The 23,206-nt window shown below is 67.9% G+C and carries 33 protein-coding genes and 1 pseudogene; 23 read left to right on the top strand and 11 right to left on the bottom strand.

Annotation, left to right across the window (positions count from 1 at the left end; all coding sequences use genetic code 11):
- Positions 1–10 precede the first annotated feature (10 nt).
- The 3 genes from ET475_RS04090 to ET475_RS04080 form a co-directional block, all read right to left on the bottom strand.
- On the bottom strand, positions 11–853 hold the full coding sequence (locus ET475_RS04090; protein WP_129386272.1) for a LysR family transcriptional regulator: 843 nt from the start codon (positions 851–853) through the stop codon (positions 11–13).
- Positions 854–959: 106 nt separating this feature from the next.
- Positions 960–1,799 carry a universal stress protein gene (locus ET475_RS04085; protein ID WP_129386270.1) on the bottom strand — a complete coding sequence of 280 codons (840 nt, stop codon included), beginning with the start codon at positions 1,797–1,799 and terminating at the stop codon, positions 960–962.
- Positions 1,800–1,823: 24 nt separating this feature from the next.
- Positions 1,824–2,813: a helix-turn-helix transcriptional regulator gene (locus ET475_RS04080; protein WP_129386268.1), complete on the bottom strand. Its 990-nt coding sequence runs from the start codon at positions 2,811–2,813 to the stop codon at positions 1,824–1,826.
- A 59-nt stretch (positions 2,814–2,872) separates the two neighbouring features.
- On the opposite strand from ET475_RS04080, the gene ET475_RS04075 reads away from it, so the two are divergent.
- On the top strand, positions 2,873–4,000 hold the full coding sequence (locus ET475_RS04075; RefSeq protein WP_129386266.1) for an epoxide hydrolase family protein: 1,128 nt from the start codon (positions 2,873–2,875) through the stop codon (positions 3,998–4,000).
- 28 nt (positions 4,001–4,028) lie between these two features.
- Here ET475_RS04075 and ET475_RS04070 read toward each other — a convergent pair whose 3' ends face one another.
- On the bottom strand, positions 4,029–4,607 hold the full coding sequence (locus ET475_RS04070; protein WP_129386264.1) for an HhH-GPD-type base excision DNA repair protein: 579 nt from the start codon (positions 4,605–4,607) through the stop codon (positions 4,029–4,031).
- Positions 4,608–4,704: 97 nt separating this feature from the next.
- Here ET475_RS04070 and ET475_RS04065 point away from each other — a divergent pair, with 97 nt between their 5' ends.
- The 3 genes from ET475_RS04065 to ET475_RS18240 all read left to right on the top strand — a co-directional run bounded on the left by ET475_RS04065 (position 4,705) and on the right by ET475_RS18240 (position 5,962).
- Positions 4,705–4,929 carry a FitA-like ribbon-helix-helix domain-containing protein gene (locus ET475_RS04065; RefSeq protein ID WP_207205401.1) on the top strand — a complete coding sequence of 75 codons (225 nt, stop codon included), beginning with the start codon at positions 4,705–4,707 and terminating at the stop codon, positions 4,927–4,929.
- Positions 4,926–5,309 carry a type II toxin-antitoxin system VapC family toxin gene (locus ET475_RS04060; RefSeq protein WP_129386262.1) on the top strand — a complete coding sequence of 128 codons (384 nt, stop codon included), beginning with the start codon at positions 4,926–4,928 and terminating at the stop codon, positions 5,307–5,309. The genes ET475_RS04065 and ET475_RS04060 overlap by 4 nt, the downstream gene beginning before the upstream one ends.
- A gap of 521 nt (positions 5,310–5,830) precedes the next feature.
- Positions 5,831–5,962: a hypothetical protein gene (locus ET475_RS18240; protein ID WP_277985764.1), complete on the top strand. Its 132-nt coding sequence runs from the start codon at positions 5,831–5,833 to the stop codon at positions 5,960–5,962.
- A 90-nt stretch (positions 5,963–6,052) separates the two neighbouring features.
- Here the strand turns inward: ET475_RS18240 and ET475_RS04050 are convergent, their stop codons facing one another.
- The 3 genes from ET475_RS04050 to ET475_RS04040 form a co-directional block, all read right to left on the bottom strand.
- Positions 6,053–6,592 (bottom strand): phosphotransferase, encoded by a 540-nt coding sequence (locus ET475_RS04050; protein WP_340638600.1) that lies wholly within the window; start codon positions 6,590–6,592, stop codon positions 6,053–6,055.
- A 232-nt stretch (positions 6,593–6,824) separates the two neighbouring features.
- Positions 6,825–7,082, bottom strand: a complete 258-nt coding sequence (locus ET475_RS04045) for a type II toxin-antitoxin system RelE family toxin (RefSeq protein ID WP_129386258.1) — start codon at positions 7,080–7,082, stop codon at positions 6,825–6,827.
- A 9-nt stretch (positions 7,083–7,091) separates the two neighbouring features.
- Positions 7,092–7,340 carry a type II toxin-antitoxin system Phd/YefM family antitoxin gene (locus ET475_RS04040; protein ID WP_129386255.1) on the bottom strand — a complete coding sequence of 83 codons (249 nt, stop codon included), beginning with the start codon at positions 7,338–7,340 and terminating at the stop codon, positions 7,092–7,094.
- Positions 7,341–7,460: 120 nt separating this feature from the next.
- Between ET475_RS04040 and ET475_RS04035 the strand changes: the two genes are divergently transcribed.
- Positions 7,461–7,904 (top strand): helix-turn-helix domain-containing protein, encoded by a 444-nt coding sequence (locus ET475_RS04035; protein ID WP_129386253.1) that lies wholly within the window; start codon positions 7,461–7,463, stop codon positions 7,902–7,904.
- Complete coding sequence (locus ET475_RS04030) at positions 7,901–8,251, top strand: HepT-like ribonuclease domain-containing protein (protein WP_129386251.1); 351 nt, start codon at positions 7,901–7,903, stop codon at positions 8,249–8,251. Before ET475_RS04035 ends, ET475_RS04030 begins: the two co-directional genes overlap by 4 nt.
- 40 nt (positions 8,252–8,291) lie before the next feature.
- Here ET475_RS04030 and ET475_RS04025 read toward each other — a convergent pair.
- A pseudogene (locus ET475_RS04025) lies at positions 8,292–8,390 on the bottom strand (HhH-GPD-type base excision DNA repair protein); the annotation flags it as partial.
- Between the two features lie 66 nt (positions 8,391–8,456).
- On the opposite strand from ET475_RS04025, the gene ET475_RS04020 reads away from it, so the two are divergent.
- The 17 genes from ET475_RS04020 to ET475_RS03940 all read left to right on the top strand — a co-directional run bounded on the left by ET475_RS04020 (position 8,457) and on the right by ET475_RS03940 (position 21,262).
- Positions 8,457–8,750 carry a nucleotidyltransferase family protein gene (locus ET475_RS04020; protein ID WP_129386249.1) on the top strand — a complete coding sequence of 98 codons (294 nt, stop codon included), beginning with the start codon at positions 8,457–8,459 and terminating at the stop codon, positions 8,748–8,750.
- A complete protein-coding gene (locus ET475_RS04015) occupies positions 8,722–9,093 on the top strand; it encodes a HepT-like ribonuclease domain-containing protein (RefSeq protein WP_242497757.1) in 372 nt (123 codons plus the stop codon). The genes ET475_RS04020 and ET475_RS04015 overlap by 29 nt, the downstream gene beginning before the upstream one ends.
- Complete coding sequence (locus ET475_RS04010) at positions 9,081–9,359, top strand: HepT-like ribonuclease domain-containing protein (protein ID WP_129386247.1); 279 nt, start codon at positions 9,081–9,083, stop codon at positions 9,357–9,359. The genes ET475_RS04015 and ET475_RS04010 overlap by 13 nt, the downstream gene beginning before the upstream one ends.
- Before the next feature lie 45 nt (positions 9,360–9,404).
- Entirely contained in the window at positions 9,405–10,832 is a 1,428-nt protein-coding gene (locus ET475_RS04005) for a protoporphyrinogen/coproporphyrinogen oxidase (protein WP_207205400.1), read from the top strand.
- An 82-nt stretch (positions 10,833–10,914) separates the two neighbouring features.
- Positions 10,915–11,382, top strand: a complete 468-nt coding sequence (locus ET475_RS04000) for a hypothetical protein (protein ID WP_165310724.1) — start codon at positions 10,915–10,917, stop codon at positions 11,380–11,382.
- Complete coding sequence (locus tag ET475_RS03995) at positions 11,379–12,653, top strand: S8 family peptidase (RefSeq protein ID WP_129386243.1); 1,275 nt, start codon at positions 11,379–11,381, stop codon at positions 12,651–12,653. The genes ET475_RS04000 and ET475_RS03995 overlap by 4 nt, the downstream gene beginning before the upstream one ends.
- Positions 12,654–12,750: 97 nt before the next feature.
- On the top strand, positions 12,751–13,986 hold the full coding sequence (locus ET475_RS03990; protein ID WP_165310722.1) for a S8 family peptidase: 1,236 nt from the start codon (positions 12,751–12,753) through the stop codon (positions 13,984–13,986).
- A complete protein-coding gene (locus tag ET475_RS03985) occupies positions 13,983–15,440 on the top strand; it encodes a hypothetical protein (protein WP_129386239.1) in 1,458 nt (485 codons plus the stop codon). The genes ET475_RS03990 and ET475_RS03985 overlap by 4 nt, the downstream gene beginning before the upstream one ends.
- Before the next feature lie 96 nt (positions 15,441–15,536).
- Positions 15,537–15,899, top strand: coding sequence for a hypothetical protein (locus ET475_RS03980; protein ID WP_129386237.1), 363 nt, complete (start codon positions 15,537–15,539; stop codon positions 15,897–15,899).
- A 1-nt stretch (position 15,900) separates the two neighbouring features.
- Complete coding sequence (locus ET475_RS03975; protein WP_129386235.1) at positions 15,901–16,302, top strand: phage holin family protein; 402 nt, start codon at positions 15,901–15,903, stop codon at positions 16,300–16,302.
- Positions 16,292–16,567 (top strand): hypothetical protein, encoded by a 276-nt coding sequence (locus ET475_RS03970; RefSeq protein ID WP_129386233.1) that lies wholly within the window; start codon positions 16,292–16,294, stop codon positions 16,565–16,567. The genes ET475_RS03975 and ET475_RS03970 overlap by 11 nt, the downstream gene beginning before the upstream one ends.
- A gap of 196 nt (positions 16,568–16,763) precedes the next feature.
- A complete protein-coding gene (locus tag ET475_RS03965; RefSeq protein WP_129393638.1) occupies positions 16,764–17,567 on the top strand; it encodes a uroporphyrinogen-III synthase in 804 nt (267 codons plus the stop codon).
- A gap of 707 nt (positions 17,568–18,274) precedes the next feature.
- Positions 18,275–19,258 (top strand): 2-phospho-L-lactate transferase, encoded by a 984-nt coding sequence (gene cofD, locus ET475_RS03960; protein WP_129386231.1) that lies wholly within the window; start codon positions 18,275–18,277, stop codon positions 19,256–19,258.
- Positions 19,259–19,292: 34 nt separating this feature from the next.
- The gene (locus ET475_RS03955) at positions 19,293–19,715 is read left to right on the top strand and encodes a YbaB/EbfC family nucleoid-associated protein (RefSeq protein ID WP_129386229.1); all 423 of its coding nucleotides are present in this window, start codon (positions 19,293–19,295) and stop codon (positions 19,713–19,715) included.
- Entirely contained in the window at positions 19,712–20,029 is a 318-nt protein-coding gene (locus tag ET475_RS03950) for a type VII secretion target (protein ID WP_129386227.1), read from the top strand. Before ET475_RS03955 ends, ET475_RS03950 begins: the two co-directional genes overlap by 4 nt.
- Positions 20,029–20,904 carry a WXG100 family type VII secretion target gene (locus ET475_RS03945; protein ID WP_129386225.1) on the top strand — a complete coding sequence of 292 codons (876 nt, stop codon included), beginning with the start codon at positions 20,029–20,031 and terminating at the stop codon, positions 20,902–20,904. The genes ET475_RS03950 and ET475_RS03945 overlap by 1 nt, the downstream gene beginning before the upstream one ends.
- On the top strand, positions 20,897–21,262 hold the full coding sequence (locus ET475_RS03940) for a YbaB/EbfC family nucleoid-associated protein (RefSeq protein ID WP_129386223.1): 366 nt from the start codon (positions 20,897–20,899) through the stop codon (positions 21,260–21,262). Before ET475_RS03945 ends, ET475_RS03940 begins: the two co-directional genes overlap by 8 nt.
- 13 nt (positions 21,263–21,275) lie before the next feature.
- On the opposite strand, the gene ET475_RS03935 is transcribed toward ET475_RS03940, so the two are convergent.
- Genes ET475_RS03935 through cofC form a run of 3 tightly spaced genes read right to left on the bottom strand, consistent with a single transcriptional unit; the run spans position 21,276 to position 23,163 of the window.
- Positions 21,276–22,226 carry a hypothetical protein gene (locus ET475_RS03935; RefSeq protein ID WP_129386221.1) on the bottom strand — a complete coding sequence of 317 codons (951 nt, stop codon included), beginning with the start codon at positions 22,224–22,226 and terminating at the stop codon, positions 21,276–21,278.
- Positions 22,226–22,513 (bottom strand): WXG100 family type VII secretion target, encoded by a 288-nt coding sequence (locus ET475_RS03930; RefSeq protein WP_129386219.1) that lies wholly within the window; start codon positions 22,511–22,513, stop codon positions 22,226–22,228. Before ET475_RS03930 ends, ET475_RS03935 begins: the two co-directional genes overlap by 1 nt.
- Positions 22,510–23,163 (bottom strand): 2-phospho-L-lactate guanylyltransferase, encoded by a 654-nt coding sequence (gene cofC, locus ET475_RS03925; RefSeq protein ID WP_129386217.1) that lies wholly within the window; start codon positions 23,161–23,163, stop codon positions 22,510–22,512. Before cofC ends, ET475_RS03930 begins: the two co-directional genes overlap by 4 nt.
- Between the last annotated feature and the right edge of the window lie 43 nt (positions 23,164–23,206).

Raw genomic sequence — 23,206 nt, 5'->3', positions numbered from 1 at the left:
TGAAGCCGTGTTACCGCCCGAAACGGTCGGCAAGGGCTCGCGCGACCCTCGACAAGAGCTGCTCGTCGACGCCCGGGCGCGCCACCAGACGCACCGTCGCCGCGCCGAGATCAGGCAGTTCGCCGGGCGAAACGAGCCCGTGCCCATCGGTTTCGGCGGCGGGCAGCGCCGCCACGCCGAGCCCGGCCCGGGCGGCCGCGCATGCCCCGGCAAGCCCGGGCGATTCGGCGACGGTCTCGACCTGGCGCACTTGGTCTTGCAACACGCGCATGGCGTGCTGCGCGAGACCCGGTGGCTCTGCGTGTGAGACGAACGGCAGCGGGCGATCGGTCGGCGGCTGCCAGCCGGGGGCGGCGAACCAGCGCAGGGGCACAGCCCCGAGCTCGACGCCGGATGCATCGGGGCCGAGGGCGAGGACCACGGCGAGGTCAACGGTGCCGGCAGCGACGGCATCGGTGAGAGCACCGGATCGCTCGATCAAGAACGTGAACGGCGGGGCGGGACGGATGCCGCGGCCTGCCGTGAGCGCGGTGAGAAGCGCCGGGGCCATCATCTCGGTGGCGGCGACGACCAGAGGTCGTGCCGCTGTCGGGTCAAGCCGCACGAGTGCTTCGTCGTGCACCGCGATGATGCGACGGGCCTCGACGAGCAGCCGCTCGCCGGCGCCGGTGAACTTCGCCTTGCGGCCGTCTCGTTCGACCAGGGCATGCCCCAGCCGGCGCTCGAGTGTGCGCACGTGCTGGCTCACTGTGGGTTGGCTCTTGCGCAGCGCCGATGCCGCCCGCCCGAAACCACCCCAGTCGTCGATGGCGACGAACGTGCGCAGCAGCGAGATCTCCAGCGTCTCGTCCATGCGGCGATGCTAGGCGCCGCCGCCGTGCTCGCCCCGCGCGATGTCACATCGCATCACGCGGCGTCATGCGCCGTCGATCGGCGTCATCTGAGCAGTCGCGATTCGCTCACCGCACGATGGCGGTGACCGTTCCCAGCCGCGCGAGCACCTCGTGGCTGATCGAGCCGAGCAGCAGCCGTGCGAACGCGCCGCGGCCGTGGCTGCCGACCACGGCCAGCCGGGCCTCCTGCGCGAGTTCGGTGATGATCGTCGACGGGTAGCCGCACTCGACGCGCTCGACGATCTCGAGATCGGGATGCTGCGATCTCACATCCGCGAGCACGTTGCGCAGGATCTCGGCGGTCACGCCCTGCATGTCGTCGAGGTACGGCTCGGGGTAACCGCTGAGCGGGCCGGGAATCGGCATCGGCGTCCACACGCTGACCGCCGTCAGCACCTCGCCGGTGCGGGCGGCTTCGGCCGCCGCGAATCGCAGCGCGCCCGCCGACACCTCTGATCCGTCGGTGCCGACCACCACGCCCGACCGGCCGCTGACGTCGAAGTCGGGAACCACGACCACGGGAGAATGCGCGGCCGCGCTGATTCGGATGCCGTGCGCCCCGCGCACCGATCCCGATCCGGGTCCCTTCGAATCACTGCCGATCACCAGCAGCGCGGCCGATTCGGAGGCCTCGACGAGGATCTCGACGGGGTTGCCGCGCTCGACGCGGGTTGCGGCATCCACCCCCGCTTCTCTCATCGTGGCCGCGTGCACATCAAGCACCTTCTGTGCGGCACCCTGCGCCGTCTGCGCGACGCCGTCCTCGCCGACCGCCCCGACGGCGCCGCCCACGACCGTCACCAGTTCGACACTCTGCCCGAGGGCCTTCGCGTGCTGCGCCGCCCACGCGACGACCCGCTCGGCCACCGGTGCTGTTGACACGCCAACCACGATCTTCTCGCTCATGAGCACGACCTCCTTGAGGCCAGGCTAGGGCACCCGGGGCGCCTTCGGGGAGGGGCGGGATGCCGCATCCACCGCGCGCCCATAGCGCGCCGCCACCACCGCCAGCCGATCGATGAGCTCGGGCGGCGATTCAACGGTGAAATCCATCATCAGCATTCCGATGTACGCGGCCACGGTATCGAGGCTGTCGGCGCCGGTCAGCAGCAGACACGAATGGTCGTCGATGGGCGAGACAAGTCCGACAGTGGGGTTGATGCGCTCGAGCACCTCGGTGGCGGGGGCGGCGATGCGCAGCCGGGCGTGCACCATCCACCCGCTCGAGGCGATCGTGCGCATGGCGAACGAGGTGTAGTCGCCGTCGGGCAGCGGCTGTGGGTCGAAACGCCGGTGCGTGGGCATGCGCAGCACCATGGTGTCGACGCGGAAGGTCGACCACTGTGCGGAACGTGGATCGCGCGCCACCAGATGCCAGCGCCGCAGCCAGTTGACCAGCCGGTACGGCTCGACCAGGCGCGGCTGCCCGCCGACGTCAAAGCGCAGCCACTCGGTGTCGTGGATCGCCTGCGCTATCGCGCGCAGCGCCGCCGGGTCGACCTCGGGGTCGGGTGCATCGCTGCCGAGGTTGTCGGGTCCGCGTTCGATCGTCGATCCCAGGGCGCCGATGATCGGGCGCAACCGCGAGGGCAGCACCTGCTCGAGCTTGGCCAGCACCCGCTCACCCGACTCGCGCACACCCGCCAACCCGGTCGCCGCCTGCAGGGCGACGGTGACAGCGACTGCCTCGTCGTCGTCGAGCAGCAGCGGCGGCAGGCTGCCGCCGGCGCCGAGCCGATAGCCGCCGATGCGGCCGCGCGTCGCGTCGACGGGGTAGCCCAGCTCGCGCAACCGGTCCACGTCGTGCCGGATCGTGCGCGTGGACACCCCGAGGCGCTCGGCAAGTTCTCGGCCGCTCCAGTCTGCGCGGCGCTGCAACAGGCCCAGCAATGCCAGAAGACGCGCCGCAGGATCGCCCATCAAAAACTCCCGGAAAAAGAGGAACGAATCCATCCTATTAGCCCCGTAGCGTCGAAGACATGAACATCACCGACATCCGCCCCTTCACCATCCACATCTCCGACGAGCAGATCGCCGACCTGCGTGAGCGCCTCGCGCGCACCCGGCTGCCGCAGCCGGCTCCGACCGACGACTGGGATGCCGGAACCCCGAATTCGTATCTGCGCGAGGCGGTCGCTGCCTGGCAGGAGTTCGACTGGCGGCAGGCCGAGGCGGCGCTCAACGATCTTCCGCACTTCATCGCCGAGGCCGACGGCCAGCCGATCCACTTCATTCACGTGCGCTCGCCGCACCCCGGCGCCACGCCCCTGCTGCTCGCGCACACCTACCCGGGGTCGGCAGCCGACTACCTCGACGTCATCGATGCTCTCGTCGACCCGGTCACGCACGGTGGAAGGGCCCAAGACGCCTTCGACGTCGTGATCCCCGACGCGCCCGGCTTCGGGTTCTCGCAGCCGCTGGCGCAGACGGGGTGGACCACTTCCCGCGTCGCGACGGCCTACGACGCGCTCATGCGCGCGCTCGGATACGACAGCTACGGCATCCACGGCTCCGACAACGGCGCCATGATCGCCCGCGAGCTGGGTCTGGCCCAGCCCGAGGGGTTTCTCGGTCTGCACGTGCTGCAGCTGTTCTCGTTCCCCTCGGGCGACCCGGCCGAGTTCGAGAAGCTGTCGCCGCAGGACCACGCCGGCCTCGAGCACATGCAGTGGTTCCAATCGGTGGGCGGCTACAACACCATGAACGCCTCGCGGCCGCAGACGATCGCCGTCGGCCTGAGCGACTCACCGGTCGGGCTGCTCGCCTACAGCGAGCTGTTCAACTCGTTCGGCAACGGCACCTCGCTGGTGCCGCTGGAGAAGATCCTGCTCGCGGTGAGCATCGCGTGGTTCACGAACGCGGCCTCGGGCATGAGCCGGGCCTACCTCGAGAACGCGCGGGCCCAGGCCGAGCCGCAGGTGAACGACGCACCGACCGGTGTCGCCGTCTTCGCCGACGACTTCCAGACGATCCGGGTGTTCGCCGAGCGCGACAACTCTCGCATCGTGCACTTCAGCCGCTTCGACGACGGGGGCCACTTCGCGGCCATGGAACGGCCGGAACAGCTCGCCGGTGACATCCGCACCTTCTTCGCCTCGGTGCGCTGAATCGGGCGGGGGCTGGCCCGGGTGCGGGTCAGCCCTTCTTCGCTGCCCGCGCCGCCGCCTTCATCTCGCGCTTGAACTCGCGCACCTTCGCCAGGGTCTCGGGGCTGGTGATGTCGGCGACACTGCGCAGTGTGCCCTCGTCGCCGTAGGGGGCGGATGCTGCGCGCCAGCCGTCACCCTCGAATCCGCACTGCTTGCCCAAGAGTGCGAGGAAGATCTTCGCCTTCATCTCGCCGTACCCCGGCAGGGCCTTGAGTCGCTTGAGCACCTCGGCGCCGCTGGGGTCGTCGCGAGTCCAGATGGCACTCGCGTCCCCGCCCCAGTCCTGTTCGACGGCCGTGCACAGTGCCTGCACGCGCGCGGCCATCGAGCCCGGGTACCGGTGCACGGCGGGCGTCTGCCGGAAGACTTCGACCAGCTTCTCGGGATCGTATCCGGTCAGCGTTGCGGCGTCGATCGACCCGACCCGCTGCTCGATCTTCACCGGGCCGGTGAACGCCGTCTCCATCGCTATCTGCTGGTCCAGCAGCATCCCGATCAGAAGAGCCAGTGGGTTCCTGGTGAGCAGGTCGTCGGCGGCCGGGTCGTCGGTGAGGTGAAGGGCCATGCCGTCCAGTCTCGCATCCGAACGGACGCCGCGGAACGGCAGTTCAGGTTGTTTGTGCGCGGGTGCATGTAGCATGCATGTGTCGTATGCTTTCTTCATGACTACCATCCAGGTTCGCAATGTCTCAGACGAGACGAGCCGTGCGCTCAAGGCGAAGGCTGCGCTCGAGGGCCGTTCGCTGAGTGACTATCTGCTGCGCGAACTCGACCGCTTGGCGACACGTCCGAGCCGGGCTGAACTGCTGGAGCGGATCGCGAGCCGTGGCGTCGCCACCCTCGAACCGGCTGCACAGGTGCTCGCCGAGCAGCGCCCCGGCCGATGACGCTCGTCGTCGATGCATCTGCCGTCGCTGAGATCCTGTTCGGAACAGAAGCAGGGCAAAGGGCGGCCGCGCTGTTTGACGGGCACGAACTGTTGGCGCCGCAGCATCTCACGGCTGAAGTCGCCTCCGTGATCCGCGGGTGGTCGCTCAGCCGGCAGATCACCGATGAGCAGGCGCTTCGGGCGTTCCGTGAGTTCGAGGCGCTCGGGGTGGAGCAGGTTCCGATGATGTCTCTGCTTCCGGCTGTCTACGCGCTACGGCACAACATCAGCGCATACGACGCGATGTATGTCGTGCTCGCCCGAGCCGCGCAGAGCCAGCTGCTCACGCTTGACGCTCGCCTGGCGGCTGCCGCCCCGGACTGCACATTGCTGCCGTAGTCCGCCTCGGCGTGCGGTCGGCGGGCCAGGGGACGTCGTTATTCAGGAGGGTGGGTCGGAGTCGCCCCTCGTCAGCAGGTGTGGTCGTGTCAGGTCCGTGTTTTCGAAGATCCAGTCCGCATGGGATCGGGGATCCGCTTCCTGCAGATACAGCTTTTGCCCGTATACGTAACGGTGGTGAGACGGGGCTTCGGGATTCGGGTCATGCCGACCGGAGAAGCGCGCGTTCCCGCGCGGCACGCTGACCGTGAACGGCACCTCGAGCCAGACCGTCGCATCCCAGACGTCGATGAGCTCCGGCCTGTGCAGGAGATCCCGTCGACGAGCACGATCCCGCAGGGTGGCACTGCTACGGGATCCGCGCTGACCGGCTTGTCCTGGGTGACATCCCAGATCGCCGGCGTGATCGGGACACCGCGTCTCAGCGGTTCAACTACGCATCGTCGAAACTCCGAATACCGGTAGGAAGCGCGATAAAACCCCTCCGGACCGTCTCCGGCGTCCCGGCGGACGCTTCGGGGATGGTGGAAGCCATCGATGCTGACCCGAACGAGTGGTCGACCGCCCGCGGCCTGAGCGTGCTCTGCAATCTCGGCGGACAGATGCGACTTGCCCGCACCGTCGATCCCGTCGAGAGCAACCAGGGCGCGTGATTCCGGGCTTACCCGCTGAAGCTCATGCCAGAGCTGCGACACGAGCCGGTCGGCGGCAGGGTCCCGGTGATGTGAAGTTCGGGCATGCGTTCAGTCTGCCAGTGCGTTCAGCCAGATGTCCTGGTGTGCCTCGACGTAGTGCGATACCGCCGCCCAATGCGCGCCGTGACCGTTGGCGTGCATGGATGCCCAGGGCTCCAGGCCGATGGAGGCGGAACTCTCGAGCAACGTACGCATTGCTGTTGCTCGTCGACCCATCTCCGCGGGTAGCGCCGTTCGAGTTGCCTCGTCTGCACGGTAGCCGTCGACGAATGCGGCGAGGCCTTGAGCCGCGGGGTGCGGCGACTGGTTCGGATCGTTCAGAGTGAACGCCTGTGCCGCGTATGCCAGGTCCCACAGTCGTGTGCTGGGAGCCGCGGCATCCCAATCGATGAAGACCCAGCGCTCGCCAATGATGAGGTTCCACGGCGCGAGGTCGTTGTGGCAGACCAGATCTCTTCCTGGCGTGGGTATGGCACTCTCCCACGCTACATTCTCGGGTGGTGTGAACTGCGCGCTTGCATCGTGGATGGTGCGCACGATCGACCCGACTCGCCTCAGGTCGTCGAGGGACAGAGGGTCCCGGTCCATGGCGATCGTCCCGTGAATGAACTCTTGAACCGAGCGCCCGTCCTCGTCTTGTCCGAGGGGTTCGGGAGCGTCCACACCAGCCGCGCGAACCGCCTGGATGAATGCCGTCACGCTGGGTGTGGAGGCAGTCCATGGCTTGCGCACGGTCTCTCCTACGCGCACGACGCGGTCGGTGGCGTTCCCGCCCGAGAGCCTGTGTTCTCGCATCCTGTCATGTGTCCGTTCGGGGGGCTCAGCGATAAACCTCGCGGCGGTGACCGATCGCCAACACGAGGATCACAACCTCGCCATCATTGACGTCGTAGATGACGCGGTAGTCGCCGACGCGGATTCGCATCTCGCCGCTGCCGCCTTTGAGCTGCTTGCAACCGTGAGGTCTCGGATCGCTTGCGAGTGCATCGATTGCGGTCAAGATGCGGCGCGCATTCCCACGGTCGAGTTTTCGCAGTGCTTTGAGGGCAGACTGCGCGTAGGCGATCTCGTACTGCACGGGTTGTGGCTACAGACCGAACTCAGCCTTCACATCTGTGTGAGACGCGCGAGGTTCGGATTCAGTTCGCGCGGCCGCGGCGGCGCGGATATCCTCCTGATCCTCCAGGGCTTCGAGAGCCCGGTCGAAGAAGTCCGGTGACACGACAACCGCTCGCCGGCCGACGCCGCGCGACGTGATCTCGACAGGTTCGCGCTGAGCCGTAGCGATGTAGTCGCTCTGACGCGCGCGGAACTCGGAAAGGGTGACCGATGCCATAATCCCACGTTACAACTTGTACAAGATGAACACAAGGCTAAAGTGCATATCGCGTCAGCAGCGTGTCTGCGGCGGGCCTCCCGCCTTCCCACGGATCCATCGGCGCGATATCATCATGATATGAGTGAAGTGCTGCGCGAGTTGCGTGAGCGAGCTGGGCTCAGTCAATCGCAGCTCGCAGCGCGCAGCGGTGTCGCGCAGCCGAACATCGCCGCGTACGAGTCGGGACGGCGGATCCCGTCGGCAGCGATGGTCGACAGGCTTCGGTCGGCCATGTGTCCTCTGCCTCACGAAGCACTCGAACGGCATCGTGACGAGCTCAAGGGGCTCGCTGCGAAGTACGGGCTGAGCAACGTGCGAGTGTTCGGCTCCGCAGGTGAGGGGACGGACACGACGCAGAGCGACCTTGATCTTCTCGTCACCCGCTCATCGGACGTCGGCTTGCTGGCGATCGCCGAGTTCGCCCTCGCCGCCGAGCAGATGCTCGGTGTTCCCGTCGACGTGGTCACAGACGGTGGCCTCCCCGCCGATCATCCGATCCTTCGGTCTGCGGTGGCTGCGTGAACGAGAGGGACGAACGGTCCCTGCGCGAGATCGTGCGGTTGTGTGACAGCGGCACGCGACTCGCGGGTCGAGGTCACGAGTGGTATGTCTCCGACGATCTCAACACACCGGGGCTTGCGGCCGAGTCGATCATCATCAAGATTGGCGAGAACGTCGCGCGGCTCAGCGAGGAGACAATCGTCGCGAACCCGCGGGTGCCCTGGTCGAGCATCAAGCGCATGCGCGATCGGCTCGCGCACCACTACGAGGCGACCGACTACGAGGCGGTGTGGGCCACGATCGATGTTGAGCTTCCCCGCGTGCGCGCCGCGATCGCGGCGCTCCTCGACGACGCGACCGGCGATTGACCGGGGATCCGCGTCACTGAACGAACGAACCACATGGTTACGACACATGCTGGTCCAGCAGCATCCCGATCAGAAGAGCCAGTGGGTTCCTGGTGAGCAGGTCGTCGGCGGCCGGGTCGTCGGTGAGGTGAAGGGCCATGGATTCAGTCTCTGGCGGATTGCGTCTGGCATACCAGGGGCGGGTTCAATCGCTTATCATGACGGCATGAGCGGCATCACCTACGACGCTGAACGCCTCCGTGAGATCGGAGAGCGCTATGGCGTCGCGCGCCTGGAGGTGTTCGGGTCGGTCAGCCGTGGAGAGGGCCGTAGCGACAGCGATATCGACTTGCTGTATGAACTCAAACCCGAGGCCCGACTGGGATTCGCCTTCTTCGAACTCGAAGATGAGCTTGCGGATCTTTTCGGGCGTCCGGTGGACCTGGTCGCGCGCGACGCCGTGAGCGAGCACATTCGCTCACAGATTCTTCATGACGCTCGGCCACTCTATGCAGCGTGAGTTGCTCCTTATCCGGGAGATGATCGACGCTGCGACGCGTATCCGCGAGGTCGTCGGGGATCTCGATGCCGACTCGCTCCGTGCAGATACCCTCCGTTTGGACTCGGTGCTCTGGAACTTCACAGTCCTCGGCGAGGCCGCGTCCCAGATCCCAGATGAGGTGAAGGAACGTCATCCGAGTGTCGGTTGGGCGCAACCGACACGACTGAGGAATCGGATCGTGCGCGGGTACTGGAGTGCGGACGTGGATATCCTCCACGCAGCCGCAGCGCGAGATCTGCCGAAACTGATCGACCAGCTCTCCGCCGTGCTCGCGACGTACGAGACAGGATGCGGTTTCTGACGCCTATTGCCTTGCGCTCGTTCGCGTCGGCGCAGAAGTCGTTGGGGCTTGCGGCCGAATCGATCATCATCAAGATCGGTGAGAACGTCGCGCGGCTGAGTGCCGAAACGATCGTCGCGAACCCGCAGGTTCCCTGGTCGAGCATCAAGCGCATGCACGATCGGTTCGCGCATCGCTACGAGGTGACCGATTACGACGCGGTGTGGGCCACGATCAACGTCGATCTTCCGCGCGTGCGCGCGGCGATCGCATCGCTGCTGCCCTGAGTCGGGGTCCAGGCGGCACCGAATCTCAGGTGCGAGGATAGGGCCGTGGCATCCGCAGACCCCGAACCCGTCCCGCTCGATGCGCTCGCCGGGCACGCCGCTGCCGTGCACATCGCGGTCATCGGCGGTGGTGTCGCGGGCCTGGTCGCCGCGCTCGAGTGCGCGAAGGTCGGCACCCGCGTCACGGTGTTCGAGGCATCCGACCAGCTCGGCGGTGCCGCCCGCACGGTCGAACTCGACGGCCTGCCGGTCGACATGGGCGCGGACAGCCTCACCCCCGCACTCGACGACCGGCTGCGCGATCTCGGGCTGGGCGACGCACTCGGGGTGCCCGAGACCGAGACCCGATGGGTCGCCGGTGTTCCCGGCGTGGATGCCGCGCCCCTGCCCGACGACACCGTGCTGGGCATTCCCGAGAACATGTTCTCCGACGCCAGCCGGCGCATTCTCGGCACCGGGGGTGCGTGGCGTGCGTATATGGATCGCCTGCGCCCTCCGCTGACGATCGGCCACGAGCAGGACCTCGCCAAGCTCGTGCGCACCCGGATGGGGCAGAAGGTGCTCGACCGACTCGTCGCGCCGCTGACGGCCGGGGTGTTCGGCACGACACCCGACCGCATCGACGTCGATCTGGCGGCCCCCGGTCTGAACGCAGCGCTGACCCGCACGGGTTCGCTGTCGGGTGCTGTCGCCGCGGTGCGCAGCGACGAATCCGGTGTGCGGGGCCTCGTGGGCGGGATGGCCCGGCTTGTCGATGCGCTCGCGCAGCGGCTCGCACTCCTCGAGGTCGAGGTGCGCACCCAGGCCGCAGTCACCTCGATAGAGCGCAGTGGTGACGAGTGGGTGGTGTCCGTCGACGCGCCCGAGGCCACCGACGCGGCCACCACCTTCGACGCGGTGATCGTGGCGTGCGACGAGAGCGCAGCCCGCAGGCTGCTCGCGCCGGTCGTGACGGATCTGGATGCGGCGGCGCAGACGGCCGCCGAGATCGAAACCGTGGCGCTGGTCGTCGACGCCCCCGCCCTCGACAACCGGCCGCGCGGGGCCGAGATCGTCACCGTGCCCGGATCACATCGTGCGCGCAGCGCCCTGCACCTGACGGCAAAATGGGGATGGCTCGCGCACAGGGCAGGGGTCGGCCGCCACGTCATCCGTGTGAGCTTCGATGCGACGCTGACCGCCGAGTTGAATGACGACGAGCTCATCGCGCTGGCCTGCGACGAGGCATCCACACTCTTCGGTACCACTGTCGACCCCGGTGCCGTGCGGGCATCGTGGCGCACCCGGCTGTCGGTCACCCCGCCGCGGGCGGTGCGTGGGCAAGTGGATGCCGCAGCTCGCGTACGGCGTGCGGTCGAGGCCGTTCCGCACCTTGCCGCCACCGGCGCATGGCTGTCGGGCAGCGGTCTGGCGCAGGTGGCTCCTGACGCCGCCGCGGCCGCAGACCGCCTGCGCCGCAGCATGCTGTTTTAAAGGTGAGCCGTCGGTCGCGCTATTCTCGTGTCAGTCGAGCGCAGGACGATGGTAGGGCAAGGCCATCGTCGGGAGAGGTGTCATGCTGAGGATCGATATGGACGAGACCGTCGTCCAGCACAACCACGCCAAGCTGTCTGACCACGCGTCGCAGGTGCCTGCGAGCGACATCATCAACGAGGTCCACGGCGATGGTGCTGAGCCGGGAACCCTTGACTTCTTGCTCCGCCTCGAAGAGGCGGTGGCGATGGTCGGCGAGCACACAGACGTCGTGCGAGTCACCGTTCACCAGCATGCCGAGGCGCTGAAACAGGCTGCGAGCGCCCTCGATGAGACCGACCAGTCGGCCGTCGACGATGCGCGGCGGCTCAGCGATGTCGTCACGCAGACCGCCCAGGACACGACGGCCGACGACGTGCACCAGGCCCAGCAGTTTCTCGACGCTGAGAAGAAGGACGACACAAACGCGGCCGATGCGGGCACGGGCCAAGCCGGGCCGGCGTCGACGAAGAGCCCCGTCCCGGACGTGGATCCTACGACCGGACTGTGACATCTCGACACGGCCGGCGCCTTGTCGGTGCGGTGGCGGCGGTGCTGGCTTTTGTGCTGGCTGTGTCGTCGCCGGCTGTGGCGGCGTCGGCGCCGTCGAATTGGTGGTTTGACGCGTTCGGTGTGGCGCAGGTGCAGGCGGCCGGTATCGATGGTGCGGGTGTGAAGATCGCGGTGATCGACGGGCAGATCAATCCGGATATCCCGGTGTTCGACGGCACGCATCTGCATGTGGATGATCAGCCGTTGTGCGCCGGAGGAACCGTGCGTTCGACGAAGGCGACCGATGCCGTTGTTCATGGTTCGGATGTCACTGCACTGCTGATCGGGAATGGCACGGGTCAGGGGAAGGTGCGGGGGATGGTTCCCGGCGCCGACCTGACCTTCTACGGCTGGGGGATGGACATCACCGACTGTGACTTCTATGCCGCTGACAGCAGCAAGTTGTCGCCGCTCGGTGTCGGTTTGAAGCGGGCGGCGGCCGACGGCGCGCAGGTGATCTCGATGTCGTTCGGCGTGGATGACTTCGACATCACCGACGCTGATGTCGACATGGTCGCCCAGCTCATCGCCGAGGGGGTTGTGCTGGTGGCGGCGCCGCCGAACACGCTCGATGGTGCATCGTTTCCGTCGGGCTTGAACGGCGTCGTGGCGGTGAACGCCTTCGATGAGAACGGCGATTTGGAGCGCACTCAGGACGCGGCGAAGAAGCCGAATGTGTGGCCGGAGGTCACAGTAGTCGCCCCGGGTGTCGGCTTCCCGTCGGTGGACTGGGCGCATGGTGGGTGGATCACCGGGTCATCGTTGGCGACCCCGCTGGTGGCGGGGATCATTGCCGCTGCGGCGCAGAAGTATCCGGAGGCGACGGGCAACCAGCTGATCCAGTCGTTGATCCGCAACACGGGGACGAAGGATCACGACCTCGCGCGTGATACGACAAGTGGGTTCGGGTACGGTCCGGCCTCGTTGCGGCATATCCTCGCGGTGGATCCGGCAGGGTACCCCGATGAGAATCCTCTGATGGACAAGTCCAGCGGGACGCCGACGGTGGAGCAGGTGCAGGCCGCGGCAGGAGGATCGACCCCCTCGCCGACCCCGTCGCCATCCGTCACCGCGAAGAGCACGACGCCGCCAGCCGCAGCATCCCCCGCATCGTCGGCTGGAGTGGGCGTCATCGTTGCGGTCGTGGTCGGTATTCTGGTCATGCTCGCAGCCGTGATCGTGATCGTCGTCGTCGCGTCGCGGCGCCGTCGGACAGGGAGTGCATCGTGACCAGAGTGTGGGAGCAGCGTCGGCGCGATGTGGACCGGTCGGGTCGACCGTGAGTTCGGGTCGTCTCCGGCGCGGCGTTGTCGGTGTGGTGGCGGCGGTGCTGGCTTTTGTGCTGGCTGTATCGTCGCCGGCTGTGGCGGCGTCGGCGCCGTCGAATTGGTGGTTTGACGCGTTCGGCGTGGCGCAGGTGCAGGCGGCCGGTATCGATGGTTCGGGTGTGAAGATCGCGGTGATCGACGGGCAGATCAATCCGGATATCCCGGTGTTCGACGGCACGCATCTGCATGTGGATGATCAGCCGTTGTGCGCCGGAGGAACCGTGCGTTCGACGAAGGCGACCGATGCCGTTGTTCATGGTTCGGATGTCACTGCACTGCTGATCGGGAATGGCACGGGTCAGGGGAAGGTCCGGGGGATGGTTCCCGGCGCCGACCTGACCTTCTACGGCTGGGGGATGGACGCCACCGACTGCGACTTCACCGATCAGGTCGACGGGTTGTCTCCGTTCGGGCTCGGTCTGAAGCGGGCCGCGGCCGGCGGGGCACAAATCATCTCGATGTCGTTTGTCCTCAGCGACTTCTACATCACCGACGCTGATGTCGACCTGATCGCCCGACTGCTTGCTGAGGGGGTCGTACTGGTGGCCGGAACAGCGAACAAACTCGACGATGCGACGTTCCCTTTCAGCGGGAACGGCGTCGTGGCGGTCAACGCCTTCGATGAGAACGGCGATCTCCAGCGCACTCAGGATGCGGCGAAGAAGCCGAATGTGTGGCCGGAGGTCACGGTCGTGGCCCCGGGGGTCAACTTCCCGTCGGTGGACTGGGCGCATGGTGGGTGGATCACCGGGTCATCGTTGGCGACCCCGCTGGTGGCGGGGATCATTGCCGCTGCGGCGCAGAAGTATCCGGAGGCGACGGGCAACCAGCTGATCCAGTCGTTGATCCGCAACACGGGGACGAAGGATCACGACCTCGCGCGTGATACGACAAGTGGGTTCGGGTACGGTCCGGCCTCGCTGCGGCATATCCTCGCGGTGGATCCGACCGGCTACCCCGATGAGAATCCGCTGATGGACAAGTCCAGCGGGACGCCGACGGTGGAGCAGGTGCAGGCCGCGGCGGGAGGATCGACCCCCTCGCCGCCCCCGTCGCCATCCGTCACCGCGAAGAGCACGACGCCGCCAGCCGCGGCATCCCCCGCTCCCGACACATCCGGCGGATCGGGCATAATTGTTGCGGTCGTGCTCGGCGTCGTCGTCTTACTCGCCATCGCGATCGTGATCGTCATCGTCGTCGTGTCCCGGCGTCGCAAGACAAGGAGTACGCCATGACCGGAAAATGGGAACAGCGCCTGCGCGATATCGCCGTGGGCGGTCGGGACTGGAAGCTACCCGCCGCCGGGCAGCTCACTCAGACGCTGACCGACTTGCGTTCGGTGCTCAAGAAGGCTGCGGCAGATCCCGGTGTCTCAGGCAAGACGGGCCTCGCCGCATCGGAGAGCCTGGAAGACGCGGCCAAGCGCGCCGACAGCATCGTCGAGACGACGACGGCGCTTCAGAAGGCGGTCGACAAGGCCAACGGGGTGCGCACGCAGGCGGGCACGGATCTGAGTCAACTGCCCAGCGGCACGATGAGTGCGGCGCTCGAGGCGAAAGTGCGTGCGGCCAAACCGGGCGATGTCATCGATACGGGCTATGCGTGCGTGCTCGTGAACGAGAACACCCTCGCGAACATGCAGAACTACTATGCCGCCACCCGTGAGACGGCGGCAAAAGCCGCTGTGCAGCGGGCTACGCAGGACTACGACGACATCGCCGTGCCGAAGGAGCTTCTCCCCGCAACCCATGGGGTCGACGAGCACGGGTACACACCTACCGGTAGCGGCGGATCCGGCGGTACGAGCGGGGGAGTCCCCAGCGGTGGATTCTCGACGCCGGGTGGGAGTTTCACGAAGTACGCCGACTGGGATGACGACCCGCTCGGCAACGCGACGTCGTCCGCCGGGATCTTCGTCCCCGATGACCGTCCGCGCCCCGGAGACCCCGGCTTCAGCGGGTATCTGCCGGGCGGCGACGACGATGTCACCGTAGCCCCGTGGACCGGTGGCGCCCTCACCCCCGATGGGCCGGTCTCGGACGGCACCACAGACTTCGGTTCGTCCGGAACCTCGGGCGGCCTTCTCGGCAATGGCTCGCGCGGTGGCGGGTCGTTCGGATCGGGGTCGTTGGGTGCTGGGTCGTACGGATCGGGGTCGTTCGGTGGCGGCGCCGGATCGGGCGCGCTCATCGCCGGCGCGGGCGGTGCGACGGCACTCACTGCGGGCTCCCGGATGGCAGGCGGAACAGCAGGGATGTTCGGAGCCGGCGCCGGAGCTGGAGCGGGCACGGGTGCTGGTGCTGGTGCTGGCATGGGACGCGCGGCAGGCGCCGTGGCACCTGGCGGGACCGCCCCCGCCGGCGCGGCGGGGGGATTGGGCGGCGCCCGAGGCGGAGGGGTCGCAGGCTCGGCGCGGTCCGGCGGGCTGCTGGGCGGAACGCGACCGACGTCGGCGGCAAGCGCCGGTGCCGGAGCAGCCGCCGGCGGTCGCGGCGGATCATCGATGGTCGGCGCCGGCGGCGGGGCCGGCGGTCGCGGTGCAGCATCCAACGACTCCCGACGCCGTGCACGGGGCCTCGGCGGTCCCATCGCCGAATCCATCGAGGAAGACGAGGAGTTCGGGCCCCGGTCGGCGGCGGCCGGATCGGGTGGCCGCGGGCCGGCGACGCCCCCGCAGCCGCAGCCCTGAGTGCGCGCTGGGGCGGCTTGTCAAGCGGATGCCGGAATCGGCATATGGGGCTAGCCTGGGGTGACCAGCAGTTCTCGGCGATCGTGAGGAGACCCTATGAGGGGCAAGGTAGGACTCGTCGTCGGCCTCGCGGCGGGGTACGTGCTCGGCACGCGCGCCGGTCGCGAGCGCTATGAGCAGATCAAAGAGCAGGCCGAGAAGGTCTGGAACCTCCCTCCGGTGCAGAAGCAGGTCGACAAGGTCAAGGACCTCGGCAAGTCCGCCGCGATGGCGTTGCCCAACGCGCTGTGGAACGGCACAGTCAAGGTCGTGAAGGCGGCTTCTGAGCGTGGCACCGCCGGAGAGCGGCTGGACGCCGCGATTCGCGTCGGCAAAGACTCGGCCGACGATGTCGCCGATGCGGCCGCGACCACCGCCGACGAGGTCAAGGACGCGATCCGCGACCGCGACAGGAGCTGACATGGTGCGCTTGCGCGACCGCGCCGATGATGGCTTCTTGAGCCTTATCGGAGATCTTCCCGAACTCATCCGCAATCTCATCGTGGCCGAAATCGACGCGGCCAAGACGTGGGTGCGCCGCGCGGCGAAGGATGCCGGGTTCGGCGCGGGATGGATGGTCGTCGCCCTCTTCTTCCTGTTCTGGGCGATTCCGTCGCTGGGCGCATTCTTCATCGCGGGTCTGTCGTCGTGGTGGCCGGTGTGGCTGTCGGCCCTCGTCGTGTTCGGCATCATGCTCGTGATCGCCGTGGTGTTCGCCTTGCTGGGCGTTCTGCGTTTCCGCAAGCTCACGCAACGTGAGAACCCCGGCCAGGCCGCCGCGAAAGATGTCAAGATCGTGAAGGATGTCGCCGATGAGTTCTGAGACCAGCCGCACCGTCGTCGATCTCGACCTCACCGATCCGGTCGAGAAGGCCCGTGCCGAGTTGAAGGCCGCGCTGGCCGCGATCGAAGAGAAGGCCAACGTGCCCAAGCGGGTGGCGCGGGCGACCGAACGCGGCACCGCCAAGGCGCGGACGTTCGCGCAGAAGAACCCGGCGCTGGCGGTGGCGGCCGTCGTCGGCGTGGCCGCTGTGGTCGGCGCCGTCGTGTGGGGTGCCGTGCGGTTGTACACGCGGCCCGGACGCTGAGCCAAGACCCTCCGTCGCGCACCTCCCAGGTGCGCGGGGTATGCTCGGACATCAGGCAGTGGCAATGGTGCGAGTGCTGCCGACGGCGCGTACCCGAAGCGCGCACAACGCGTACCGGGTACGGTGTCGCCCGTCGGTTGCTCGAACGTGGGGCGGCCGACGTCGTAGATCGTCAGCCGACCCCGAACACCACATGATGAACACAGCCGAAATCCCCACTTCCGCCGGAAAACCGCTCGCCGGATGGCGCGTCCTCGTGCCCCGCGGCGGTCCGTGGGGTGATGGCGTCGCGGCGAAGCTCCGCTCGCAGGGCGCCGTGCCGGTGGTCGCACCCCTGATCAACTTCGCACCGACCGAAGACCTCTCCGAGCTTGAGAGTGCGCTCGCCGATCTCGCCGACGGAGCCTTTGACTGGCTCACCATCACGAGTGCCACCACGGTCGATGTTCTCTACGCGTACCGGGCCGTGATCCCGGCATCCACCAAGGTCGCCGCCGTCGGCGAGACCACCGCGACGGCCCTGACCGCCGTGGGATACCGGGTCGATCTCGTTCCCGAGAAAGACAACTCCGCAGCCGGCATGGCCGACGAGCTCATCGCGCTCGAGCCCGAGCCGCGGCGTGTTCTCACCCTGCGCAGCGAGATCGCCAAGCCCGTCTTGACCAAGCGCCTCATCGCGGCCGGTCATGCGGTGCGCCAGGTGGTCGCTTACCGCACCGTCGGCGTGCCGGTGACCGAGCGCATCGCGCGCGACGTCGCCAACGGGCGCATCAACGCGATCCTCGTGACCAGCGGTTCGGTCGCCGAGCAGGTGCGGTCGCAGTTCGAGAGCATCCCCGGTGACACGGTGATCGCGGCCATCGGGCCGCGCACCGCCAAGGACGCCCGCAAGGTCGGTCTGTCGGTCGACATCGTCTCGCGCAAGCAGACCGTCGACGATCTCATCGACGCCGTCTCGGTGCTGCCGCTCCCGCACGCCTCGGACGAGTTCCACCTGTAGTCGCCTGGCCGCGCTCCCGCCGTTCTCGCGATTGCCGTCCCGAAGGGTCGCTTCGCTGGCGTGAAGCGGCGTTTTTGGACGGCATGCGCGGTGGGCCGTGGGGATGCCGTCTTGGTTGGTCGCTTCGTTGGCGTGAAGCGGCGTTTTCGGCCGGCGTGTGTCGCGGGCGGTGGGGGTGCCGTCTCGGTTGGTCGCTTCGGCTACGGGAAGCGGCGTTCTTGGACGGCGTGTGCCGTGGGCCGTGGGGATGCTGTCTCGGTTGGTCGCTTCGGTCGGGGGAAGCGGCGTTTTTGGACGGCGTGTGCGGCGGGCTGGTGGTGTGCCGTCCCGGTTGGTCGCTTCGGTGGCGTGAAGCGGCGTTTTCGGACGGCGTGTGCGGTGGGCCGTGGGGATGCTGTCTCGGTTGGTCGCTTCGGTGGCGGGAAGCGGCGTTTTTGGACGGCGTGTGCGGTGGGCGGTGGGGGTGCCGTCTCGGTTGGTCGCTTCGGTGGCGGGAAGCGGCGTTCTTGGACGGCGTGTGCGGCGGGCCGTAGGGATGCCGTCTTGGTTGGTCGCTTCGGTCGGGGGAAGCGGCGTTTTCGGCCGGCGTTCTCCCGCTTTCGGCCGGCGTTCACCCGCTTGCGGCCGGCGTCCTCGCGATTTCGGCCGGTGGGCGCGGCCGGCGCAACGAGAAGGTGGATGTCGCACCCCCGCGATAGCCTGGAGGGGTGGCATCCTCTCCTCGCGTCGTCGTTCTCGCCGGCGGAGTCGGCGGAGCCAAATTCACCCTCGGGGTGCGCGCAGCCCTCGCCCGGATGGGCGCGCCCGAGGCGACGGTGATCGTCAACACCGGCGACGACCTCTGGCTGTCGGGGGTGCGACTGCAGCCCGACATCGACTCGGTGCTGTATGCGCTCGCCGGGCAGAACGACACCGAACGCGGCTGGGGTCGCGCCGGTGACACCGAGCGGGTGAACGCCGAGCTGCAGGCGTGGGGGGCGGGCTGGCCGTGGTTCACGCTCGGCGACCTCGATCTGGGCACCCATCTTGCGCGCACCGGCTGGTTGCGTGACGGGATGTCGGTGACCCAGGTGGTGCACAGGCTGTCGCAGCGCTGGCCGCTGGGCGTGCGGATGCTGCCGATGACCGACTCCGAGGTCGATACGCACGTCGTCACGGCCGAGGGGCGCATGCACTTTCAGGAGTGGTGGACCCGGCACCGCGCGACGATCACCCCGCTCGCTTTCGAGAATCCGGGCATCGACCAGGCCCAGCCCGCGCCGGGTGTGCGCGAGGCGATCGCCGACGCCGACATCGTGCTGGTGGCCCCATCGAACCCCGTCGTCTCGATCGGGCCGATTCTGGCGGTGCCGGGCGTGCGCGAGGCGCTGCGAGGCGCCCGACGGGTCGTCGGTGTGGCCGGGGTCATCGGCGGCAAGGTCGTGCGCGGCATGGCTGACGTGTGCCTGACGGCGATCGGGGTTGAAACGCGCTCCGACGCCGTGGCCGCCCACTACGGCGCCCGCAGCGCCGGCGGGTTGCTGGATGCCTGGGTCATGGCCGAGGAGGATGCGGGCCTCGCGCCGGCGGTCGCGGCCCGCGGCATCCATCCCGTCATCGCGCCGCTGTGGATGAGCGATGCCGATACGAGCGAGGCCGTTGCACGCGCCACACTGGATGCCGGCACCATGATGCGGGGCTCGTTCTCATAGGCTGGTGATCGGTCTGTGAGAACAAGGACGAAGGATGAGCATGGAATCGGCAGCCGACATTCTCATGGCGATCGGCGCGCAGCTGCAGCGCGCGCAGGAAGTCTCGGTCGTCGCAGAACGGCTCTCTGACGAACTCGCGCGCTTGCGCGGCGTCGGCGAGACCGACGAGGGCGAGGTGTCGGTGACGGTGGACCACAACGGTCTCATCCTCGACGTCGCGCTCAACGACGATGCCCTGGCACAGGGCGGACCGCATGCGGCGGCGCTGGTCATGCAGGCGATGCATCGCGCCATCGAAGACGTGCAGCGCAAGGGGCAGCCCCTGCGCGACGCCATCTTGCAGCCGCATCTCACCCCGCCTCTGCGTACTGACCTCGGCGACAAGCTCGACGAGCTCTACGACCGGATCGACCGGATCGATCGCCGCACTCAAGACGACAGCCAGGAGGAACGATGACCGAACTCGACGTACGGATCGCCGAACTCGAAGCCCACGCGAACAAGATCGCTCAGCTCGGCGATCGGATCGACGAAGTGTCCAAAGCGGCGCTCACGTCGATCACTCTGGATGGGGCGGCGTTCGGCCTGGCCTGCTCGTTCATCGTGCCGGTCATCGGCACGATGCAGGCAACAGCGCTGGCCGGCATGGTGGCGATGGGCCGAGCCGTGCGCAGCGAAAGCACGGCGGTCTTGTCAGCCGCCAACGCGTATCGTGCGGCAGACGACGCCCTGTCTTCGCAGATCAATGCGGCCGATGCAGTGGAGGTCTGATGAGTGATCTGGTCGTCGCGCCGAGCTACGAAGGGGTATCGGGGCAGGCACTGTTGGATGCCACGCCGGTGGCGGGCAACATCGCATCCGCTGCCGAGGACTTCGGCAGCGGAAATATCGGTTCGGGCATCATCGACGTCGCCGGCAGTGCTCTGGACGTTGTCAGCGTCATCGCGAACCCGATCGCGACCCTGGCCAGTTCTTGCGCGTCGTTCCTGATGGACCACATCGGGCCGCTGCACCGCGCCTTGGAGTCGCTGACCGGCAGTCCCGAGATGGTGCGGGCGCTGTCGGAGACCTGGGACAACCTCGCGGAAGCCCTCAACGAGATCGCCCAGGACCACCGTTCGTCGGTCATGCAGCTGCTGCCGGACTGGATCGGTGACGCAGCCAGATCGTACGGATTGACGGCGCAGCGCCTCGAACAGGTCATCGCAACGATCGGCACCGCGAGCCACGGCGTGGCGATGGGACTGCGGGTGGCCGCAACCATCGTCGAGGTCGTCTACGAGATCGTCAAGGGCATCATCGCCGACCTCGTCGGGCAGATCATCCAGGCGGTCGCCGAGGCGCTGGCCACCCTGGGATTGGGCATCCCGTTCATCGCGGGACAGATGGCATCGCGCATCGCTCAACGCGTGCCGCAGGTGATGCGGTGGGTCGAGAAGGTCGAGGCGGCCATGAAGAGGGTCAACGACGTGGTGGCCCGGCTCACGCAGTTCCACAAGCTCTTCGAAGGGCGCGTCACCGTCGTGGCCGAATCTCTCGGCGAGGTGGCCGTCGTCTCGAGGAGCTTCGATGTCAACGCTGTGAACCTCGTGGGCATCGTGCAGGCAGGAACCAGCAGCTACAAGGACAACTGGGCCGATGAGTGAGATCAGTGACGCCGAAGAACAGCTCGTGCGCATTCAGCGCATGCACGAAGCCATCCAGGCGTCCGGGGTCGTGGGGCGCTCACCCGACGGCGGCGTGCGTGTGCAGGTGTCGCCGGGCGGCCTGCTCGAAGGCCTCGAGCTCTCGCCCCGCGTGGTCGCTCTCGGGCCGACCGCCGTGTCGCGCATGATCATGGACACCCTGCGCAGCGCGCTCGTCGAACTGGAGCAGAACCTCACCGAGACGGTCGTCGATGCGCAGGCGGGCGAGGTGGGAACCCAGACCCTCGCCGAACTCCGACGCGGACTCGCGGGGCCGCTCGCCTCCCTGCGCGCCGACGACGACACCTCGTCGAGCTGAACGCCGCCGGCCGTCAGCTGGCCGGCGGCTTGCCTCCGGCCAGCGTCGAGGCGACAGTGGGGATCCCCAGATCCGCTGGGGCGGACAGCTGAATGTCGGCTCCCGAGACGTGCAACCCTCCTGAGGGCGGCGAGCTCGCGGATGCGGGAAAACGCCACACGTCCTGCGACTCGCGATTCGACAATGAGACCATCCATGCAGCCTCGGGGGCTTGCTGCCATGCGACCTTCGCGAGGCCGTAGCCCTTCCAATCGCGTGTGACGAGACGCTCGGTGAGAACGAGGGATGCCCCGTCGGGGGCGTTCACGGGCGAGACACCCGTGCCCGCGATCAGCGCGTCTGCGCGCCCCCAGCACGGTGCGGGAACCTGATCGATCAGCGCGGAGAGCAGCGTCGCGCGCGACGAGATGCCGGCCGCATCGCCGACGGGATCGCCGTAGCAGAGGATGACACCGGCGCGGATCACGATGGTGCACGAGGCGGGTGCGCCCTCAAGCACCGCGATGAAGGCGGGCGTGAGCACCTCTTCGGCGAAACCGGGGATGAAACCCTCGAACGACCACCGGGCACTCACCCCCGCGGGCCGATGCAGCGGCGGAAGGCGAACCCCGTCGTCCGAACGCACACCGTCGTCGACGATGCGCAGTTCGGGCAGCGAGGCCGGCAGCGGCATCCAGACCACGTTCACCGACGCGCGATCACCGAACGCGTTGCCACCGTTGCCTGTGCGGTAGTCATAGCCGACGAGATGCCCGCCGGTGAACGGACGACCTGAGACGGTGCCGTCCACGACCTCGCTCATGCCGATCGGCCAGATGGGGCCCCGGCCGCGGCGCAGCACGGCTTCGCAGATCTCCTGTGCGGGCGCGGGTGCGGCGTCGTGCCATTGCCACCCGCGGGAGGCGACCTCGGCGGAGGCGGCACGTCGTGCCTCGGCTGCCTTCTTGCTCTTGCGTCCGAACATCAGAGGGCTTTCGCGAGGTTCGATTCCGTCTTCTGCATCGCCTTGCCCGAAGTGTCGAGCACCTGGGAATACGAGTCGAGCTTCGCCTGCAGCGCGCCCATGTGCACGAACCAGTCTCGGCGCATTCGCCGATAGGCCTCGAACGCCTCACCGGTCCACTGCGTCTCGAGCGTGCTCAGTTCGCCATCCAGCGTCTCGAGGATGCTCTGGATGCTGTCGGCTGCAGTCTGCAACTGGCGAACCGCCTCGACAACCCGGGGAAAGTCGATCGTGATCCGGTCGCTCATCCGCGCTTCCTCCTCGTATCGGACAGTTCTTCCAGCGTAATCGCCACGGTGTCATTGTGCGATGTTGGCTGCAGCGTGCTCGTGCGGGGACCCAGTCCCAGGGTGGCAGCCGCAGCGAGCTGCTCGACCGTGTCGACGTCGCGGCGCAGTGAGGCGGCGGCATCCAGCGCCGTGCAGCCCAGCGCGATGTGCCGGGCGAGCGAGTCGGCGCCGAACGCCGACGCCCACGCCATGCCTGCGCGCGCGGTGACCAGAGTCGAGCCGGTGCCCTCGGCATCGGGCACCACGGCGCGGTCGAGGGAAGCCGCATCCCGCAGCGCCGCGGCCAGATCTGTCGAGCGCAGCGCGGGCAGATCGCCCAGCATGGCCGCGCGGTGGCCCGAGCGTGCGGCATCCACCCCGCGTGCGATGGCGGCGTTGAGCCCTGCCGGTTCGCCCTCGCCGACCACGCTCGCCCCGAGCTCGCGTGCGGCGGCGGCGACCTCGGCATCGGCCGTCACCACGACGACAGGGCACACGCGCCGCGCGGCCTCGATCGTGTCGAGCGCTATGGCGCGGGCCAGCGCAGCGCGATCGCCGGATCCGACCAGCCGCGACTTGCCGAGTGCGGTGGGTTTGACCGGGATGACGACCGTCCACCCGTGTAACAACTCAGTCTGAGAAAATCGCGGTTCGGCGGAATCCGCGGGATTC

The sequence above is a fragment of the Microbacterium protaetiae genome, assembly GCF_004135285.1.
Taxonomy (GTDB): domain Bacteria; phylum Actinomycetota; class Actinomycetes; order Actinomycetales; family Microbacteriaceae; genus Microbacterium; species Microbacterium protaetiae.
The sequence above is the reverse complement of the archived record's forward strand: the minus strand, read 5'-3'. Positions and strand labels throughout refer to the sequence as shown.

What these genes read in the sequence shown, in the direction of transcription:
- ET475_RS04090 (WP_129386272.1), bottom strand. Translation starts at nt 853, where the DNA reads ATGGACGAGACGCTGGAGATCTCGCTGCTGCGCACGTTCGTCGCCATC.
- ET475_RS04085 (WP_129386270.1), bottom strand. Translation starts at nt 1,799, where the DNA reads ATGAGCGAGAAGATCGTGGTTGGCGTGTCAACAGCACCGGTGGCCGAG.
- ET475_RS04080 (WP_129386268.1), bottom strand. Translation starts at nt 2,813, where the DNA reads ATGGGCGATCCTGCGGCGCGTCTTCTGGCATTGCTGGGCCTGTTGCAG.
- ET475_RS04075 (WP_129386266.1), top strand. Translation starts at nt 2,873, where the DNA reads ATGAACATCACCGACATCCGCCCCTTCACCATCCACATCTCCGACGAG.
- ET475_RS04070 (WP_129386264.1), bottom strand. Translation starts at nt 4,607, where the DNA reads ATGGCCCTTCACCTCACCGACGACCCGGCCGCCGACGACCTGCTCACC.
- ET475_RS04065 (WP_207205401.1), top strand. Translation starts at nt 4,705, where the DNA reads ATGACTACCATCCAGGTTCGCAATGTCTCAGACGAGACGAGCCGTGCG.
- ET475_RS04060 (WP_129386262.1), top strand. Translation starts at nt 4,926, where the DNA reads ATGACGCTCGTCGTCGATGCATCTGCCGTCGCTGAGATCCTGTTCGGA.
- ET475_RS18240 (WP_277985764.1), top strand. Translation starts at nt 5,831, where the DNA reads ATGGTGGAAGCCATCGATGCTGACCCGAACGAGTGGTCGACCGCCCGC.
- ET475_RS04050 (WP_340638600.1), bottom strand. Translation starts at nt 6,592, where the DNA reads ATGGACCGGGACCCTCTGTCCCTCGACGACCTGAGGCGAGTCGGGTCG.
- ET475_RS04040 (WP_129386255.1), bottom strand. Translation starts at nt 7,340, where the DNA reads ATGGCATCGGTCACCCTTTCCGAGTTCCGCGCGCGTCAGAGCGACTAC.
- ET475_RS04035 (WP_129386253.1), top strand. Translation starts at nt 7,461, where the DNA reads ATGAGTGAAGTGCTGCGCGAGTTGCGTGAGCGAGCTGGGCTCAGTCAA.
- ET475_RS04020 (WP_129386249.1), top strand. Translation starts at nt 8,457, where the DNA reads ATGAGCGGCATCACCTACGACGCTGAACGCCTCCGTGAGATCGGAGAG.
- ET475_RS04015 (WP_242497757.1), top strand. Translation starts at nt 8,722, where the DNA reads ATGACGCTCGGCCACTCTATGCAGCGTGAGTTGCTCCTTATCCGGGAG.
- ET475_RS04010 (WP_129386247.1), top strand. Translation starts at nt 9,081, where the DNA reads ATGCGGTTTCTGACGCCTATTGCCTTGCGCTCGTTCGCGTCGGCGCAG.
- ET475_RS04000 (WP_165310724.1), top strand. Translation starts at nt 10,915, where the DNA reads ATGCTGAGGATCGATATGGACGAGACCGTCGTCCAGCACAACCACGCC.
- ET475_RS03985 (WP_129386239.1), top strand. Translation starts at nt 13,983, where the DNA reads ATGACCGGAAAATGGGAACAGCGCCTGCGCGATATCGCCGTGGGCGGT.
- ET475_RS03980 (WP_129386237.1), top strand. Translation starts at nt 15,537, where the DNA reads ATGAGGGGCAAGGTAGGACTCGTCGTCGGCCTCGCGGCGGGGTACGTG.
- ET475_RS03975 (WP_129386235.1), top strand. Translation starts at nt 15,901, where the DNA reads ATGGTGCGCTTGCGCGACCGCGCCGATGATGGCTTCTTGAGCCTTATC.
- ET475_RS03970 (WP_129386233.1), top strand. Translation starts at nt 16,292, where the DNA reads ATGAGTTCTGAGACCAGCCGCACCGTCGTCGATCTCGACCTCACCGAT.
- ET475_RS03965 (WP_129393638.1), top strand. Translation starts at nt 16,764, where the DNA reads ATGAACACAGCCGAAATCCCCACTTCCGCCGGAAAACCGCTCGCCGGA.
- ET475_RS03955 (WP_129386229.1), top strand. Translation starts at nt 19,293, where the DNA reads ATGAGCATGGAATCGGCAGCCGACATTCTCATGGCGATCGGCGCGCAG.
- ET475_RS03950 (WP_129386227.1), top strand. Translation starts at nt 19,712, where the DNA reads ATGACCGAACTCGACGTACGGATCGCCGAACTCGAAGCCCACGCGAAC.
- ET475_RS03945 (WP_129386225.1), top strand. Translation starts at nt 20,029, where the DNA reads ATGAGTGATCTGGTCGTCGCGCCGAGCTACGAAGGGGTATCGGGGCAG.
- ET475_RS03940 (WP_129386223.1), top strand. Translation starts at nt 20,897, where the DNA reads ATGAGTGAGATCAGTGACGCCGAAGAACAGCTCGTGCGCATTCAGCGC.
- ET475_RS03935 (WP_129386221.1), bottom strand. Translation starts at nt 22,226, where the DNA reads ATGTTCGGACGCAAGAGCAAGAAGGCAGCCGAGGCACGACGTGCCGCC.
- ET475_RS03930 (WP_129386219.1), bottom strand. Translation starts at nt 22,513, where the DNA reads ATGAGCGACCGGATCACGATCGACTTTCCCCGGGTTGTCGAGGCGGTT.